The organism is Vibrio sp. LB10LO1, from assembly GCF_010092875.1.
GTDB lineage: Bacteria > Pseudomonadota > Gammaproteobacteria > Enterobacterales > Vibrionaceae > Vibrio > Vibrio campbellii.
Window position 1 is genome coordinate 51,222 of record NZ_JAADJW010000014.1, and the last position, 16,662, is coordinate 67,883.

15 protein-coding genes are annotated in these 16,662 nt (G+C 46.5%); 8 read left to right on the forward strand and 7 right to left on the reverse strand.

Annotated features, from left to right (window positions below):
- Window positions 1–4: 4 nt before the first annotated feature.
- From nqrE to nqrM, 4 genes are all read left to right on the forward strand, one after another.
- The gene (gene nqrE, locus GXP65_RS12245; RefSeq protein WP_005427385.1) at window positions 5–601 is read left to right on the forward strand and encodes an NADH:ubiquinone reductase (Na(+)-transporting) subunit E; all 597 of its coding nucleotides are present in this window, start codon (window positions 5–7) and stop codon (window positions 599–601) included.
- A gap of 33 nt (window positions 602–634) precedes the next feature.
- A complete protein-coding gene (nqrF, locus tag GXP65_RS12250) occupies window positions 635–1,858 on the forward strand; it encodes an NADH:ubiquinone reductase (Na(+)-transporting) subunit F (protein WP_005436653.1) in 1,224 nt (407 codons plus the stop codon).
- Between the two features lie 154 nt (window positions 1,859–2,012).
- Window positions 2,013–3,017 (forward strand): FAD:protein FMN transferase, encoded by a 1,005-nt coding sequence (locus GXP65_RS12255; RefSeq protein WP_162092934.1) that lies wholly within the window; start codon window positions 2,013–2,015, stop codon window positions 3,015–3,017.
- Between the two features lie 22 nt (window positions 3,018–3,039).
- Window positions 3,040–3,273 carry a (Na+)-NQR maturation NqrM gene (nqrM, locus tag GXP65_RS12260; protein WP_005427386.1) on the forward strand — a complete coding sequence of 78 codons (234 nt, stop codon included), beginning with the start codon at window positions 3,040–3,042 and terminating at the stop codon, window positions 3,271–3,273.
- 72 nt (window positions 3,274–3,345) lie between these two features.
- Here the strand turns inward: nqrM and GXP65_RS12265 are convergent, their stop codons facing one another.
- Window positions 3,346–4,560, reverse strand: a complete 1,215-nt coding sequence (locus tag GXP65_RS12265; protein ID WP_162092935.1) for a diguanylate cyclase — start codon at window positions 4,558–4,560, stop codon at window positions 3,346–3,348.
- A gap of 211 nt (window positions 4,561–4,771) precedes the next feature.
- Between GXP65_RS12265 and dinB the strand changes: the two genes are divergently transcribed.
- Window positions 4,772–5,800 carry a DNA polymerase IV gene (dinB, locus tag GXP65_RS12270; protein ID WP_045369612.1) on the forward strand — a complete coding sequence of 343 codons (1,029 nt, stop codon included), beginning with the start codon at window positions 4,772–4,774 and terminating at the stop codon, window positions 5,798–5,800.
- On the opposite strand, the gene GXP65_RS12275 is transcribed toward dinB, so the two are convergent.
- The gene (locus GXP65_RS12275) at window positions 5,797–7,722 is read right to left on the reverse strand and encodes a RecQ family ATP-dependent DNA helicase (protein WP_162092936.1); all 1,926 of its coding nucleotides are present in this window, start codon (window positions 7,720–7,722) and stop codon (window positions 5,797–5,799) included. The two genes, dinB and GXP65_RS12275, sit on opposite strands and share 4 nt — an antisense overlap.
- Before the next feature lie 76 nt (window positions 7,723–7,798).
- Between GXP65_RS12275 and GXP65_RS12280 the strand changes: the two genes are divergently transcribed.
- Together GXP65_RS12280 and GXP65_RS12285 are read left to right on the forward strand one after the other, a co-directional pair.
- Window positions 7,799–8,278, forward strand: a complete 480-nt coding sequence (locus tag GXP65_RS12280) for a GreA/GreB family elongation factor (protein ID WP_012128713.1) — start codon at window positions 7,799–7,801, stop codon at window positions 8,276–8,278.
- A 60-nt stretch (window positions 8,279–8,338) separates the two neighbouring features.
- A complete protein-coding gene (locus GXP65_RS12285; RefSeq protein WP_050904966.1) occupies window positions 8,339–9,082 on the forward strand; it encodes a YggN family protein in 744 nt (247 codons plus the stop codon).
- Window positions 9,083–9,158: 76 nt separating this feature from the next.
- On the opposite strand, the gene GXP65_RS12290 is transcribed toward GXP65_RS12285, so the two are convergent.
- A complete protein-coding gene (locus GXP65_RS12290) occupies window positions 9,159–11,699 on the reverse strand; it encodes an Ig-like domain-containing protein (protein WP_162092937.1) in 2,541 nt (846 codons plus the stop codon).
- A gap of 402 nt (window positions 11,700–12,101) precedes the next feature.
- Here GXP65_RS12290 and GXP65_RS12295 point away from each other — a divergent pair, with 402 nt between their 5' ends.
- Window positions 12,102–13,466 carry a sodium-dependent transporter gene (locus GXP65_RS12295; RefSeq protein ID WP_162092938.1) on the forward strand — a complete coding sequence of 455 codons (1,365 nt, stop codon included), beginning with the start codon at window positions 12,102–12,104 and terminating at the stop codon, window positions 13,464–13,466.
- Between the two features lie 93 nt (window positions 13,467–13,559).
- On the opposite strand, the gene GXP65_RS12300 is transcribed toward GXP65_RS12295, so the two are convergent.
- From GXP65_RS12300 to GXP65_RS12315, 4 genes are all read right to left on the reverse strand, one after another.
- Window positions 13,560–13,751: a DUF4250 domain-containing protein gene (locus tag GXP65_RS12300; RefSeq protein ID WP_010449802.1), complete on the reverse strand. Its 192-nt coding sequence runs from the start codon at window positions 13,749–13,751 to the stop codon at window positions 13,560–13,562.
- Entirely contained in the window at window positions 13,751–13,957 is a 207-nt protein-coding gene (locus tag GXP65_RS12305) for a YaeP family protein (protein ID WP_005529380.1), read from the reverse strand. Before GXP65_RS12305 ends, GXP65_RS12300 begins: the two co-directional genes overlap by 1 nt.
- 113 nt (window positions 13,958–14,070) lie before the next feature.
- A complete protein-coding gene (locus GXP65_RS12310; RefSeq protein ID WP_162092939.1) occupies window positions 14,071–14,739 on the reverse strand; it encodes a tellurite resistance TerB family protein in 669 nt (222 codons plus the stop codon).
- A 172-nt stretch (window positions 14,740–14,911) separates the two neighbouring features.
- The gene (locus GXP65_RS12315) at window positions 14,912–16,627 is read right to left on the reverse strand and encodes a proline--tRNA ligase (RefSeq protein ID WP_045405583.1); all 1,716 of its coding nucleotides are present in this window, start codon (window positions 16,625–16,627) and stop codon (window positions 14,912–14,914) included.
- Window positions 16,628–16,662 lie beyond the last annotated feature (35 nt).

Below are 16,662 nucleotides of genomic sequence, written 5' to 3' on the forward strand. Positions count from 1 at the left end.
CGTCATGGAACATTACATCAGTCTGCTAGTTAAATCGATTTTCATCGAAAACATGGCACTGTCTTTCTTCCTAGGTATGTGTACTTTCCTTGCCGTATCTAAGAAAGTTAAGACCTCTTTCGGTCTGGGTGTTGCAGTTGTGGTAGTACTAACTATCGCGGTTCCTGTGAACAACCTAGTTTACAACCTAGTTCTGAAAGAGAACGCGTTAGTTGAGGGCGTAGACCTTAGCTTCCTAAACTTCATCACCTTTATCGGTGTAATTGCGGCACTTGTACAGATTCTAGAGATGGTTCTTGACCGTTTCTTCCCACCTTTGTACAACGCGCTTGGCATCTTCCTACCGCTGATCACAGTAAACTGTGCGATCTTCGGTGGTGTATCTTTCATGGTACAACGTGACTACAACTTTGCTGAATCTATCGTTTACGGTTTCGGTTCTGGTGTGGGCTGGATGCTAGCGATCGTCGCTCTTGCAGGTATCCGTGAGAAGATGAAGTACTCAGATGTACCTCCTGGTCTACGTGGTCTTGGTATCACGTTCATCACTGTAGGTCTAATGGCGTTAGGCTTTATGTCTTTCTCTGGTGTTCAACTGTAAGTCGGGTAAACCGCAACAATTAAGGAATAGTCAATGGACATTATTCTTGGTGTAGTGATGTTTACTCTGATCGTACTTGCGCTAGTACTAGTGATTCTTTTCGCTAAGTCTAAGCTTGTACCAACAGGTGACATTACAATTTCTGTGAACGATGACCCATCACTGGCGATCGTTACACAACCAGGTGGTAAGCTACTATCTGCGCTAGCGGGCGCTGGCGTATTCGTATCTTCTGCTTGTGGTGGCGGTGGCTCTTGTGGTCAGTGTCGCGTAAAAGTTAAATCAGGTGGTGGTGACATCCTACCTACCGAGCTTGACCACATTACTAAAGGTGAAGCGCGTGAAGGTGAGCGTCTAGCGTGTCAGGTTGCAATGAAAACTGACATGGACATCGAACTTCCTGAAGAAATCTTCGGCGTTAAGAAGTGGGAATGTACAGTTATCTCAAACGATAACAAAGCAACATTCATCAAAGAGCTTAAGCTACAAATCCCAGATGGCGAATCAGTACCTTTCCGTGCTGGTGGTTACATCCAGATTGAAGCGCCAGCTCACCACGTTAAATACGCTGATTTCGATGTACCTGAAGAATACCGTGAAGATTGGGACAAGTTTAACCTGTTCCGCTACGAGTCTAAGGTAAACGAAGAAACGATCCGCGCATACTCTATGGCTAACTACCCAGAGGAGCACGGTATCATCATGCTTAACGTGCGTATCGCTACGCCGCCGCCTAACAACCCAGACGTACCACCTGGCATCATGTCATCGTTCATCTGGTCTCTAAAAGAAGGCGACAAGTGTACGATTTCTGGTCCATTTGGTGAGTTCTTCGCGAAAGACACTGACGCTGAAATGGTATTCGTTGGTGGTGGTGCAGGTATGGCTCCAATGCGTTCTCATATCTTCGACCAGCTAAAACGTCTGCACTCTAAGCGTAAGATGTCATTCTGGTACGGTGCGCGTTCTAAGCGCGAAATGTTCTACGTAGAAGACTTTGATGGCCTAGCGGCTGACAACGACAACTTCGTATGGCACTGTGCACTGTCTGACCCTATGCCAGAAGATAACTGGGATGGTTACACTGGCTTCATTCACAATGTTCTTTACGAGAACTACCTACGTGATCACGAAGCGCCAGAAGACTGTGAATACTACATGTGTGGTCCACCTATGATGAACGCTGCTGTAATCGGCATGCTGAAAGATCTAGGTGTAGAGGATGAAAACATCCTTCTAGATGACTTCGGTGGTTAATCCCCCAAGTGATTGAATCTATGGCTAGCTCTCTAAGAGCTAGCCATTATTTTTTGTAGAAATAAAAACCATATTCAACAGTTGCTATAGGAAATCGGTTTGTCTTGAGAGAACCCATTTTCCATATCAATTTAACGACAATAGGAGTAAACAAGTGAAAAAGTGGCTTGTTGCATTCGCTTCTCTATTGGTTCTAGCTGGTTGTGAACAGCCTGCAGATCAAGTTCATTTAAGTGGCCCAACAATGGGTACCACATACAACATTAAATACATCGAGCAAGATGGCCTGCCATCGCCTGAAGTTTTGCAAACAGAAATCGATCGCCTACTTGAAGAAGTGAACGATCAGATGTCGACTTACCGTGAAGATTCAGAGCTTAGCCGTTTTAACCAACACCAGACCAGTGAGCCATTTGAAGTATCACCGCAAACGGCAACGGTAGTGAAAGAAGCGATTCGCTTGAACGGTCTTACTCTAGGCGCACTAGACGTAACCGTTGGTCCACTAGTGAATCTTTGGGGCTTTGGTCCAGAAGCGCGTCCAGATGTGGTTCCGACAGATGAAGAGTTAGCAGCTCGTAAAGCAAACACTGGTATTCACCACCTTTCGGTTGAAGGCAATAAAATGTCGAAAGACATTCCAAACTTGTACGTTGACCTATCGACTATCGCAAAAGGTTGGGGTGTTGATGTGGTTGCGGATTACCTACAATCACAAGGCATTCACAACTACATGGTAGAAGTTGGCGGTGAAATGCGTTTGAAAGGCATTAACCGTGAAGGTGTGCCATGGCGTATTGCCATTGAAAAGCCGACTGTTGATGAGCGCTCAATTCAAGAAATTATTGAGCCTGGCGACATGGCAATTGCAACAAGTGGTGACTATCGTAATTACTTTGAGAGCAATGGTGTGCGATACTCTCACATCATCAATCCGCAAACAGGCAAACCAATCCATCATAAAGTGGTGTCTGTAACGGTACTGGATAAATCGTCGATGACGGCTGATGGTCTTGCAACTGGCCTTATGGTTCTAGGTGAAGACAAAGGCATGGAAATCGCGAATGAAAATAACATTCCTGTTTTCATGGTTGTGAAAACGGATGATGGTTTTAAAGAGCTGGCTTCGGAAGCATACAAGCCGTTCATGAAGAAATAACAACAGAAGTGAGCATGTCCTTATGAGTACATTTCTAATTACTTTTGCTGTCTTTGTTGCGGTGATTGCAGCGATGGCAGTAGGTTACATCTTCCAAAAGAAGGTTGTAAAAGGTAGCTGTGGTGGTCTTGGTGCAGTAGGTATCGAGAAGGTATGTAACTGCCCAGAACCATGTGATGCACGTAAGAAGCGTGAAGCACGTGAAGCACTGCGCGCTGAAAAGCTAGCTGCGTGGGAAAAAGACCGTATTGCTTAATTGATCTATAGTCAGAATGAAAAAACCCAGCCAGCGACTGGGTTTTGTTTTTTGTAATCGAGAAACAGGGCGCTATTGGTAGACAGTCTGGTTTCGACCACTTTCTTTCGCTTGATATAAACGGTCATCAGCCACTTTAATCTGTTGATCAAGGTTTCCTTCAACACTCGATACACCAATACTTATGGTTACTTGGATGCTATCGTTCTGGTAAGGGACTGGTGTTTTTTCAACACGTTGGCGCATCTGCTCTAATCGAATGACGAAGTCGTCATAACTGCCACAGGCTTGAATACAGAACTCTTCCCCGCCAAAGCGAGCAATTACATCGTCTGGGAAATAGATCTTCAAGATATTCGCCACCATCACAAGTGCAGCATCACCCCCATCATGCCCGTAGTTATCGTTGACCTTCTTGAAAAAGTCGATATCTAACATCGCGATGTTGCGCTTTTCGCAGCCGCTACACGCTTGCCCAAACAAGAAACGTCGATTCCACAAGCCCGTGAGAGCATCTTGGTTCGCCATTCTAAACAGTTCTGTTGTAGCTTCCTTCATGTCCAAGATTTGATGAACTCGGCAGAAGAACTCTTCTTGATTGAAAGGCTTATATAGAAAGTCATTCGCACCTGCTTTAAGAAAGCGAGCAGTCATTGTGTGATCGTCACTGCCTGAGATACCAAGAATAGCAAGTTGGTTCTTATCTAGTTTCTGGCGTAGCTCGCGAATCATGGTAATGCCGTCTTTTACTGGCATATCGTGATCAGTCAGCACCAATGTGATATCTGGATTCTGCTCGATAAGCTCAATGGCTTGCTGGCCATTTTCAGCTTGTAGTGTTTGTATGTATTGGTGCTCTAGTAGTTGCACCACATGGCGACGAACCGTCATTGAATCATCGACCACCAAACACTTATGGTGCTGATTATTCGTTAATCGTTTGAGGAGTGGAAGCAGGTAGGATACCGATGCCATGCTGTCCTTTAAGATGTAATCGAGTACACCTTTGGCCAACATTTTTTCGCGAGCATCATCTTGAAACATAGCCGTCAGCACAATGACTTTTTGCTGATGAGAAAGTACCAAGTCGATGATTTCGCCATCTTGTGCGTCGGGCAGGCAATAGTCGAGAACGGCACAAAGCAATTCTGGTTGAGTTGCTAAAATCGATTGGGCTTCAGCATAGTTTTCTGCCGTGAGTACCTCATAACCTGCTTGGTTTAACAGCTGTTGTAAGTAGTTTTTAAAGGCACGGCTGTCTTCGACGACCAGTATTTTGTTACTCAAAAAGTTTCCCTACTTTTGTGTATAAATCAACTTTAGTGTTATAGGTATCAATAATAATGATCTGCAATTTGAATGCCATGAAAAATTCTTGATCTCTGACTCCAGATAACACTATTTCCAATGTGTCTATTTATCGCTATACTGTTTTTTTAAACAGTGCTTTTGTGTGCAAAACGTGATTGAGCGAGTCAGAAAAATTATTCACGTGGATATGGATTGCTTTTATGCCGCGGTAGAGATGCGTGATAACCCGAGCTATCGTGGTGTTGCGCTTGCTGTAGGTGGCCATGAGAAGCAGCGAGGCGTGATCAGTACGTGCAACTATGAAGCGCGTAAGTTTGGTGTGCGCAGTGCAATGCCAACAGCGCGTGCGCTCCAGCTTTGCCCTAACTTACTTGTCGTTCCAGGGCGAATGCATGTGTACAAGCAAGTTTCTCAACAGATCCGAGCTATCTTCGAACGATACACTCAGCTCATTGAGCCGCTGTCCCTTGATGAGGCATACCTTGATGTAACGGACTCCACTGCCTGTCGAGGCTCTGCCACCCTAATCGCAGAATCGATTCGTCGCGACATACATACGGAGTTGGGGCTAACGGCATCGGCAGGTATTGCGCCAATTAAGTTTCTTGCCAAAGTTGCTTCAGACATGAACAAGCCCAATGGCCAGTTTGTGATTCCACCCGATAAAGTCCAAGAGGTAGTCGATAAATTGCCTTTGGAAAAGATCCCAGGTGTTGGCAAAGTGAGTTTGGAGAAGCTGCACCAAGCTGGCTTCTACCTGTGTGAAGATATCAAAAACAGTGATTACCGTGAGTTGTTGCGCCAATTTGGGCGCCAAGGCGCTTCATTGTGGAAGCGCAGCCATGGTATTGATGACCGCGAAGTGGTGGTGGAACGCGAACGTAAATCGGTTGGGGTAGAGCGTACGTTTAGCGAAAACATTGCTACTTATGATGAGTGCTGGCAGGTGATTGAAGATAAGCTCTTCCCTGAACTAGAGAGACGTTTAGAGAAAGCCAGTCCGGATAAATCGATCATTAAGCAGGGTATCAAGCTCAAGTTTGCTGACTTTCAACTTACAACGATTGAGCACATTCACCCTCAGCTGGAGCTTGAAGATTTCAAAGTGCTGCTGAGAGATATTCTTAAGCGCCAAAACGGCCGAGAAATAAGGCTGTTAGGTTTGAGTGTGATGCTCAAGCCTGAACAACAAGCACGCCAATTGAGCTTCTTCTAAGCTCGTGCTAACTCAACCTGCTTTAGAACCTGTTCAAAAGAGACATTCGCCATTGAGCCATAGCCTCGCAGTTTGCTAGCTTTAAGCTGAGCAATGATTGGCGTGCTGATCCCACACAGGAAGCGAGCTACGGCGGCATTGCTAATCGCCGTTGGTGAAAGCTGAACAAACTCATCAACCCAAGCGGATAGGTGAGTCAACTCAGGTTGCTCTTGTTGTGGCTGAGGGAACGATGCGACTTGTCCACGACAAACTGAGCAGTGACCACATTGCGCTGGTGCATTGTGATCAGCAAAGTAATGCGCTAATTGATGGCTCAAGCAGTCCGATGATTGGAACAGATCCAACATAGTATGAATTCGTTCAATGTCTTTCTGTTCTTTGGATTGGAACAGCTCAACCAAATGCTGAGAAATCACTTCTTGATTTTGAGTCGCAGGGAGAACCGAATACACATCCGTGAGTTGCTTGCTTTCTAATTCAATCCAACCGTTTTGGTGGAAGTAATCAAGCGCCGCAACCACGCGGCTACGCTCAGATTGATAGTTCATCCACAAGGCTTCTAAATCCACTTGGCACCAAACTTTCGCTTTGGTTGAACAAGCAAAAATAGCTTCAACAAACTGACGTCGTTCACCTTGGAACTGATTGAGGATGAAAGACTGGTCTTGTAAGAACTTGAAGCGATATTCCGCGAAATAGCTGTATTTGGCTTCAATCACTTTTGCCAGCTCTAAGTAAACCAATAAGGTCTTCAGTGGCAGTTGGCGAATATTGCTATCGCGAGATAAGCGCAGCGCCATCACTTCCCACTGAGGCATGTTCTCGCGAATTTGTTCTAATACATAATTGATTGAGCTTGGCTCTGGTGTGTCACCGTAAACAAAGTTCTCTAATACTGTTAAGCCAGAGGTATTCCCCAGAAGAATACACTCCGAACGCTGCCCATCTCGTCCAGCGCGCCCGATTTCTTGTGCGTAATTTTCGATAGATTTCGGTAAATCGAAGTGAATAACACGACGAATATCGGATTTATCTACCCCCATACCAAACGCGATTGTGGCGACAATACAGTCGATTTGCGAGTCCATAAACTGCTGTTGGATTTTCTCTCGAATATCGCTCTTCATACCCGCATGATAAGCGTGAGCATTGATGCCTAAACGAATTAATGAGCTGGCTACTTGCTCCGCGGTTTGCTGCTGAGTTACGTACACGATACTCGGCAGTTTAGGGGCCGCAGCAATGATGTCATTCAGCTGTGTTTGCTTATTTTCTTCCTCGCAAGGCACCACCGAAATATCGAGATTAGAGCGATAGAAACCAGTAACCGTAATGTTCTCGCCAGCGATATCAAACTTACTTTGCATATCTTTGATAACCGCAGGCGTAGCGGTTGCGGTCAGCAAGAGGGTTTGAGGGATATTCAGTTCACGCTGGTATTGCGGCAGTTTAAGGTAGTCAGGACGGAAGTTGTGACCCCATTCCGAAATACAGTGCGCCTCGTCGACTACCATGAGAGAAAGCGGAATTTGACGAATAAATTCGCGAAAACGTTCGTTCTTGAGTCGCTCTACCGAGATCATTAAAATCTTGATATGTCCATTCTTCACGCCAGCCATCACCTGCTGTGTTTCTTCACGGCTTTGGCTGCTGTCGATAGATGCCGCAGCAATGCCTTTGCTTTGTAAAAAGCTAAGCTGGTCTTTCATCAACGCAAGAAGCGGTGAAATCACTAATGTCAGATGTGGTAACTGAGTAGCAGGAAGTTGGTAGCAAAGCGATTTCCCTGAGCCAGTTGGGAAGATGGCTGCGGCTGAGTGTCCGTTCATTACTGCTTCAATCACCGGTTGTTGGCCGGATCTTAATGAGTCAAACCCGAACACGGATTGAAGCGTTTGCTGAAGCGAGTCACTTTGCATAATAGGGAAACCTTGGTTTGATGATAAACTGGATTACATTAACACACCCTGAGTGCCTAACGCGCGTCCTAAAAGTATGAACAAAGCCGATTTAGTCCAAATAATCATTCAACAACTCGAAGACAAACTGCACGTTGCTCACGCCTCGACGCAAAGAGCCATTGACGCTGCGACGGATGAAGAGACCGTACCTGAGCACAAGTACGACACATTAGCACTTGAGGCATCGTATCTGGCACACGGGCAAGCAATGCGTGTACAAGAGAGTGAAGAAGAGCTTCGCCAGTACCGCACTCTTGTGTTGCGTGATTTTGTCGATGCACGTATCGCGGTTGGTGCTTATGTGGAATTAGTCGACGAGAACGATGTTGAAAAAGCCTTCTTTATTGGCCCTTGCTCCGGTGGACTGACCGTTGAATGGCAAGGCAAAGAAGTGTTTGTTCTCACGCCGAAATCCCCCCTTGGTTGTGCTTTGGTCGGCAAAGAAGAAGGGGAAGACATTGATGTGAAAATTGGCGATAAAACAACTTGTTATGAAGTCGTGACGGTTTGCTGACATCTTATCCATAGTTGCTTGTTATAGTTAAACAGAATAACCATGAAAAAAGAGAAAGTAATGAAGAAACTGCTCACACTCTCATTGTTGACCATCAGCGCCAGTGGCTATGCAGCCCAGTGTCGCGTCGATATTAACAACGAAGTTCGTATGGATGGTCAGAACTTAGAAATCGTGCATACCAATGGTGAAAAAGCGGTTGTCGACGAAGACAATAACCTGTTTATCAAAGGCGAGCTGATCGAGCTTGATGATGATCAGAAAGCGGCAATCGAGAATTACCGCGAGAAGATGAATGCTTACATTCCGCAAGCAAAACAGTTGGCAAGTGATGGCTTAGCATTGGCAAACGACATTATAGATGACATCGCGGTTAGCCTTGATGCACCAGATTCATTTGATAACGTGAAAGTCGCAGTAAAAGACTTCTTTGCCGATGTAGAAGCCCGTTACTACAAAGACGGTGATTTTATTCTACCTGCTGATAGCTTTGATTCGATGACTGAATCATGGTCACAAGACTTCGAAAAAGCACAAGAAATCTTTAACAAAGAATTCCTAACCAGCGCATTTGATGCGTTGTCTGCCAAGATGAAAGAAGACGGCGGCTTGAACTTAACCGCACTGTCTGAAAGCATGACCGAACTGCAAGCTAAGGTTCAAGAACGCTTAGCGGAACACTCGGAAGATGTAGAAAAACAAGCGGAAGACTTGTGTGAATCTCTGGATGATATGGCGGTTGAAGAACAAGATCTGCTGAAGAAGATCCCCGAGCTAAAAGATTACCAAGTCTTCACGATTTAATTTGTGAAGCACAAACAACAAAGAGCGCCTATCAAGGCGCTCTTTTTACTTCGGTGCTATTCAGAATCTACGCGAATTATTGCGCATTCATCTGAGTCAATTTGTCACCCACTGGCTTCGAGAAGTTAAAGCCATCATGTTCATCCCAGTTGATTGACCATGTCATCACACCTGCGTAATTCGGGTAGTTGAATGCTGGTTTCACTGTGCCACATGAGGTGCCTTTGGTCAGACAGTCTAGCGCGTCTAGAATGTTCTGAGTTGGAGCCTGGCCTGAGTTAGCGGAGCTCGGACCGGATGGCAAACCAATCGCCACTTGGTCATCACGCAGTGGTTCAAACATGGTGCCGTCTGCCAATTCAAAACCCTCAATCAGCATCTTAGACTGTGCCACCATCATATCCACAGACCCTTCTGGAGCCGAGCCAGGCATGTATGGGTTTGGCAGGCCGCCGTTGTTGTATAGCTGAACGTGTAGAAGGTCGAGTGTACTGCGTGTTTCGTTAATCACAGGAATGTACGCTCCCCAAATACCGCTATAAGCAATGTAGCCACCTTGTACGTAAGGGTGCTCTGGCGCCATGGTGAGATACATATCGCCGCCCATGTTCTGCTCGATTTGCAGCAGAGCACCACCCAAACGTGCTTGGATTTGCGAACCATGCAGCAGGTTAGAGCCACTTTCTAAATCCACATCTAAGCCATCGAAGCCCCATTCGGCAATCAATGCGGTTAGGCTCGATACAAAGTTTGCTTCATCTTGGTCTGTGTTGAGCGTGATTGTGCCTTCTGCGCCACCAAGAGACAGAACGAACTTCTTACCTTTAGCTTGCAGTGCGGCCATGTCTTGTTTGAATTGAGTTGGGTCTAGCGCAGGACAATCACTGTAGATATCGCCAGAGTACAAGTTGAAATGCACGGTACCATCGCTGTTGCGGTCGTTTTCGGCAAAGGCAATATCAATCACATCCCATGCATCAGACATGTCGGCGAGGCGGATAGGACAGCCTGCACCGTTCACGAAGTTGTGCCAGTAGCCAATCAACTTATGACGTTTCTCCGTTTGTTCAACAACGGTAATCGATGCTGCATCAGAAAGCGCGGTTGTACCTGCAAGGTCGGTGGCTTGAGCGCTTACCGTAAAGCTACCAATTGCGGCCGGTGTCCAGTTCGCCGAGTAAGGTGCCGTCGTGTCGGTTGCGACAATTGCACCGTTCACCATAAAGTCGACGTGTTTCACGCTAGAGGTTAGTGAGGTTGCATCTGCGCTTAGAACGAGATTCTTACCTAAACCGACGGTTTGACCTGCACTCGGTGACGTCAATGAAATCACCAAATCTTGGTCACTCACCGTCACGTTGACGATAGACTCGGACGTATTGTTATCGTTGTCTGTTGCAACGGCTTTTAGTTGATTCGCGCCAACTAGCGTTGCATTCCATAGAACGGAATATGGTGCTTGAGCAACCACACCTAAACTGGTGCCATTGGCGAAGAACTCCACTTGAGTCACGTTACCGTCTGCATCGTTGGCATCCGCCGAGACTTCAAGGCTGTCACCTGCGAGCAAGACTTGTCCTTCGCTTGGTGCGGTGATAGCGATTTGAGGCGGTGTAGAACATGCACCTAGCCCAGTCCACGCATCTTGCCAGTACAAACCTTCACCCGGTTCATAAGCCCAGGCTGCATCAGAAGAACACCAACCTGCAACATCACAGCGGTATTTCTGGTTGAGATTAGAAACGAGTGCGCCTGCTTCATAGCGGTTACCAGCTACATAAGGCACTGCATCTGCACAGCCTCCAGAGCTTGAATTGCTGACGACGAGCGAGACTTCTTGGCTCATGGTCGATAGGTTCGAATCATCGGTTGCTTGCGCTTTGAAGGTATGAGTACCGACTGCCGCCGTCCAGACGTATTCATATGGAGCCGCAGTATCGACAGCAACGGATTGGTTGTTTACGAAGAACTCAACTTGGGTGACTAAACCATCGCTGTCTGCTGCATCGGCCGTTACCGAAATAGTGTCACCCACACTTGGTGTTTCTGTGCCTGTTGGGCTCGTTAGAGAAACGGTTGGAGGTGGTAGTTCGGTTTGCGGTTGAACGAAGATAGAGACATTGGTTGTAGTTACCGCACCTTCGTTGTCGGTGGCGATAGCTGTTAACTGAGAGACACCTTCTACCGCTGTCCATTCTGCTTGGAAAGGGGATTGGGTAACAACAGCAACGGTCTGGTTACCAGCAAAGAATTCTACTTGAGCGACCTGACCATCTTCGTCAGCTGCGTTCGCCAATAAAGTGATCACGCTGCCTTCTGGAATTTGCGCATTATCTGCAGGAGAAGAGAAGGACACCGTCGGAGGTAGGTTTGTACCACTACCATCACATTGTCCAAGACCTTTCCATGCTTCCCATGGCCCCGAGTTATTGACCGGATCATTGCCTTGCGTCCAATAAGCTGCCTCATACGCAGCGCCTTTAGTTTGTACTTGATCGCCAGAATTATAAACGGTGGAACTATCCCAGACCGATAAATCTTGGCAATTGTAGGCTTGAGCTTGGTAGCTGACACTGAGTGCTGCAACGACCGCACCATGCAGTAGCGTGACCTTCATTTTTCTCTCCTTGAGTTACTCGATGTTCGAAAGAACATGAACAAATACATCCCCAAGTATCATCAAGATGACTTGGGTATAGTTAGATAACTAGTTGATAAATAGACCTGATGAGGAAAAATCGAAGCAATTTGTTTTACTTTTCAACACGAAATCACGCTGAACTATTCGTGCTTTACAACGCGGCTCATTATTTTTCGGCTCACTTCACGCTGATTTATAAATCCATCAAAAGGGGCGAATGGGAGACTTGGTGAATATGAGATGTACGTGGAAATTTACAAACTGAATGTCTGCTAATTGATCTGATTGTCGAGTAATTAACCTAATCACTCTTGTTGAGTAGAAGATATTGCTATAGTGTACTAGTCAGCTAGTTCATTGATATTTTGTGTGAGTGGTATGACACAACAAACTTCTTCTCAGCCTCGTGAGCATTTTGGCTCACGCCTTGGATTCATCTTAGCGGCAGCAGGTGCTGCAGTGGGTCTAGGTAACATTTGGGGCTTTCCTACCCAAGCAGCAAGCAACGGCGGCGGTGCCTTCTTGTTGGTGTACTTGGTGATGATTCTTATCGTTGCATTCCCAATGCTGGTGGTAGAAATGGCGATCGGTCGTCATGGTCAAGCCAACCCAGTAGACAGTATGCGTTCTCTAACAGACAACCCTGTGGGCAAGAAGCTTGGCGGCCTAGTTGGTTGGATTGGCCTGAGTGTACCAAGTGCGGTTTTGGCGTTTTACTCGATTGTAGGCGGCTGGTTGATCTGCTTTATGTTGGGTGCGGTTACCGACATCATGGGCATGGAAGCGGCGACACAATGGTTGAAAGGCTTCAGCGTTGAACGCAACTTGTTTGGTACGATTACATTTTATGTATTAACCATTTTGATCGTACAAGGCGGCGTAAAACAGGGCATTGAAAAGTGGTCTACACGTCTAATGCCAGCACTGTTTGTTCTGTTCGGTTTGCTGTTCATTTACATCATGACGCAAAATGGTGCGATGGAAGGTTTGAAGCACTACCTAGTGCCTGATTTCGAGAAAGTATGGGATCGCAAACTTATTCTTGCCGCAATGGGCCAAGGCTTCTTCTCTCTGACCATCGGTGGCTGTTCGATACTTATTTATGGCTCTTACCTAAGTAAGAAAGAGAACTTGCCTAAGATGGCGATGAACGTGACCATGGTAGACACTGCCGTTGCCTTTATTGCAGGCCTAGTAGTGATGCCGGCAATGTTCGTTGCGATGCAAAAAGGCGTTCAAATCTATGCAGAAGATGGTTCGCTATTAAGTTCAGATACATTGGTATTTACTGTTCTACCGCTGATGTTTGATAGCTTAGGTTTGCTTGGCCAACTGTTCTCAATCGTGTTCTTCTTACTACTGACGATTGCAGCATTGACGTCTTCTATCTCGATGCTTGAATGTCCGGTTGCTCTAGTAAGTGAACGATTCAATACTAAACGCAGCGCGACAAGCTGGGTATTGGGTGGCCTGATTGCGCTGTTCAGTGTGGTTATCGTATTTAACTTCGGTGCACTGTTTGGCATGGTTGCAACCATCGCAACGCAATACCTACAGCCTATGGCGGCGTTATTGTTCTGTCTATTTGGTGGTTGGGTATGGAATCGTCACTCGAAAATAAAAGAGCTTGAACAAGGTTGTCCGGAGTTCACTCAAGGTTGGTTCGGTAAGTTGTGGCCGGCATACGTGAAGTTTGTCTGTCCGATTCTGGTCGCGACAGTTATCTGGGCTTCATTTGGCTAATCGGCTTGCGCAAAGCACAAAAGAAAAGGGCTTGATGAATGCATCAAGCCCTTTTTTCTATTCGTTGTTTACGTTGTCCGTCGCGATGAGCGATTAACGGAACTGACCTGCGTCAGGCAGAAAGTCAAAGCCCGCCGTCGCCAGTTTTGCTTCAAGTGCTGCGCGGTCGATATCAAAGAATGCAACCAGCTTATCCAGATCACCACCGAAGTCGTCACGCAGCTTCATGTTGACGATGCTCATCAGCATGATTGGATCCATGGATTCAAAGTTCGCCAAGTTCATTACTTATCCTCGAAATCAGAAATCAGTAGGTTTGCCGCAGCAAATGCGGCTTTTTCACGAACGTCTTTTGGTAAAGACTCGTCTGCCGCAACGTCATTCAATGCTCTTACGGCACACGAGATTGCTTGAGGCACGTAAGCTTGATCGCCACTACCGATTTGAGCGTAAAGCTCACGAACTAATTCACAACAGCCGTATACTTGCATGGCTAAATCCTTAAGAAATGATAACTGCTCTCAAATATACACACAGCCGTTTTGAAACTCAAAGCAGAGAATTGTTTTGGCTCAAGTTAACGAGCAACTTGAGCAAACATTCATCACTGCAACTGTGCTTCCAATTGATGCGTCACTTCTGGCGCAAGGTTTAGCTGCTTAGCAAGTTCCTGCAAATACGCTTTTTCCATAAAGTTTTGCTCATCGGCCACAATCAGCGACGCCAGATAAATTTCTGATGCTTGTTGTGGCGACGTTGCTATGCGGGCTATTTCTGCTGGATCGAGAGGTTTATGCAGCTCTTGATGAACCAACTGTCTTACATGATCATCTGCGCCCATTTCTGTCAGTGCCTGCTCGATGCGAGCCATTTCCTCTTCATCGACATGGCCATCGGCTTTCGCTGCACCAATCATGGCTTTAAGGATCAACTTCGCGTGCTTATTGTCATCTGGGTCAAAGGTTTCGCTAACGCCTTGTGTATCCTGCTTCGCTTGCCAATCGTTATAGACTTTGTAAGCCAAAGCACCTAATGCTGCCGCGTCACCGACTTTAAGTGCGCCAGAGCCCATCTTCTTTGCCATTTTTTTGCTTTTCTTCGAACCCATTAGCATGCCGATAAGGCCGCCGCCGATCGCACCTGCTCCAAGGGTTTTTAGTTGGCTAGAGTTAGATGAAGATTTGATATTGCTCGATTGTTTACCAAGCGCATCGGCACCTTGCTTGATCAGGTCTGATTTGAGAGCTTGGTTAAGAAGACTTTTTAGATCCATGAGTGACCTCCTTACTAGATTGAATCCAGTGTAAGGTGATGAATCTGAACCAAAGATTAACAACGCAAATATTAGAGAGGGTCTACACACTTAGAAAAGCAGACGTAAAAAGGGCTGACCGAAGCCAACCCTTTTCATCGCTATATATTCAGCACAGTGTGCTTAGTGCAGCTTATTGTAGCTGAGCTTTAACGTGCTCAACGATGTCTGCCATTGCAACGGCTGTCTTCTCACCAGAGCGGCGGTTCTTGTACTCGAAGTTACCTTCTTTCATTGAACGATCACCGATCACGATAGTGTGAGGAATACCGATAAGTTCCATATCAGAGAACATCACGCCTGGGCGCTCTTTACGGTCATCGAATAGTACTTCGATACCCATAGCCGTCAGTTCAGCGTACAGCTTCTCAGCCGCTTCTTTCACTTCTTCAGACTTGTGCATGTTCATAGGAACGATAGCCACTTGGAAAGGTGCTAGTGCGTCAGGCCAGATGATGCCGTATTTGTCGTGGTTCTGCTCGATTGCAGAAGCAACGACACGTGATACACCGATACCGTAACAACCCATCTCTAGGATTACGTTCTTACCGTCAGGACCAAGAACACCACAGTTCATCGCTTGAGAGTAAACATTACCTAGTTGGAAGATGTGACCAACTTCGATACCACGCTTAAGCATTAGCGTGCCTTGACCACATGGGCTTGGATCGCCTTCAACTACGTTACGTAGATCTTCAACTTGGCCTAGTTCAACGTCACGACCCCAGTTGATACCGAAGTAGTGTTTACCGTCGATGTTTGCACCCGCGCCGAAGTCGCTCATTGCAGCAACAGAGCGGTCAACGATGAATGGTAGTTCAAGGCCTACAGGGCCAAGAGAACCAGCGCCAGCACCGATAAGTGCACGCATTTCCTCTTCTGTTGCCATCTCCAGTGGAGAAGCAACTTGAGGTAGGTTTTCTGCTTTCACTTCGTTTAGCTCGTGGTCACCACGAACGATAAGAGCGATGATGTCAGCATCTACTTCATCAGACGCTTTCACGAATAGAGTTTTTACTGTCTTCTCGATTGCTAGACCGTGTTGCTCTACAAGCTCCGCGATTGTTTTCGCGTTTGGCGTATCAACCAGCGTCATCTCTTGAGTTGGTTCTGCGCGCTCACCTGCAGGTGCTGCTGCCTCTGCTTTTTCGATGTTCGCTGCGTAATCAGACTCAGTAGAGAATGCGATTAGGTCTTCGCCGCTTTCAGCAAGTACGTGGAACTCTTGAGAACCACTACCACCGATAGCGCCAGAGTCAGCAAGTACTGGACGGTACTCAAGACCCATACGATCGAATGCTTTACAGTAAGCATCGTGCATCGCTTGGTAAGATTTCTCTAGACCTTCTTTGTCGATGTCGAAGCTGTATGCATCCATCATGCAGAATTCACGTGCACGCATTACGCCGAAACGTGGGCGACGCTCATCACGGAATTTAGTCTGGATTTGGTACAGGTTTAGCGGAAGCTGTTTGTAAGAGCTCACTTCGTTACGCACAAGGCTAGTGATCACTTCTTCAGCTGTAGGGCTAAGAACAAACGGACGAGTATGACGGTCAGTAAAGCGAAGTAGCTCAGGACCCATCTTCTCAGAACGACCTGTCTCTTCCCATAGTTCAAACGGCTGAACAACGGGCATCAAAGTTTCGACTGCACCTGCATTGTCGATTTCTTGACGAACGATGTTTTCGACTTTACGCAGCACACGTAGACCAGTAGGCAGCCAGGTGTATAGACCTGAAGCCAGCTTACGGATCATACCCGCGCGTAGCATGAGCTGGTGGCTCACTACTTCTGCGTCGTTTGGAGTCTCCTTCAGAGTAGAAAGAAGATAATTACTGGTACGCATTAAATTTATCCGTTTATTAAAGTTAGATACTCAAG

Coding starts and splice junctions, on each gene's coding strand:
- nqrE (WP_005427385.1), top strand. CDS start 5: ATGGAACATTACATCAGTCTGCTAGTTAAATCGATTTTCATCGAAAAC.
- nqrF (WP_005436653.1), top strand. CDS start 635: ATGGACATTATTCTTGGTGTAGTGATGTTTACTCTGATCGTACTTGCG.
- nqrM (WP_005427386.1), top strand. CDS start 3,040: ATGAGTACATTTCTAATTACTTTTGCTGTCTTTGTTGCGGTGATTGCA.
- dinB (WP_045369612.1), top strand. CDS start 4,772: ATGGATTGCTTTTATGCCGCGGTAGAGATGCGTGATAACCCGAGCTAT.
- GXP65_RS12275 (WP_162092936.1), bottom strand. CDS start 7,722: ATGCAAAGTGACTCGCTTCAGCAAACGCTTCAATCCGTGTTCGGGTTT.
- GXP65_RS12280 (WP_012128713.1), top strand. CDS start 7,799: ATGAACAAAGCCGATTTAGTCCAAATAATCATTCAACAACTCGAAGAC.
- GXP65_RS12285 (WP_050904966.1), top strand. CDS start 8,339: ATGAAGAAACTGCTCACACTCTCATTGTTGACCATCAGCGCCAGTGGC.
- GXP65_RS12290 (WP_162092937.1), bottom strand. CDS start 11,699: ATGAAGGTCACGCTACTGCATGGTGCGGTCGTTGCAGCACTCAGTGTC.
- GXP65_RS12295 (WP_162092938.1), top strand. CDS start 12,102: ATGACACAACAAACTTCTTCTCAGCCTCGTGAGCATTTTGGCTCACGC.
- GXP65_RS12300 (WP_010449802.1), bottom strand. CDS start 13,751: ATGAACTTGGCGAACTTTGAATCCATGGATCCAATCATGCTGATGAGC.
- GXP65_RS12305 (WP_005529380.1), bottom strand. CDS start 13,957: ATGCAAGTATACGGCTGTTGTGAATTAGTTCGTGAGCTTTACGCTCAA.
- GXP65_RS12310 (WP_162092939.1), bottom strand. CDS start 14,739: ATGGATCTAAAAAGTCTTCTTAACCAAGCTCTCAAATCAGACCTGATC.
- GXP65_RS12315 (WP_045405583.1), bottom strand. CDS start 16,627: ATGCGTACCAGTAATTATCTTCTTTCTACTCTGAAGGAGACTCCAAAC.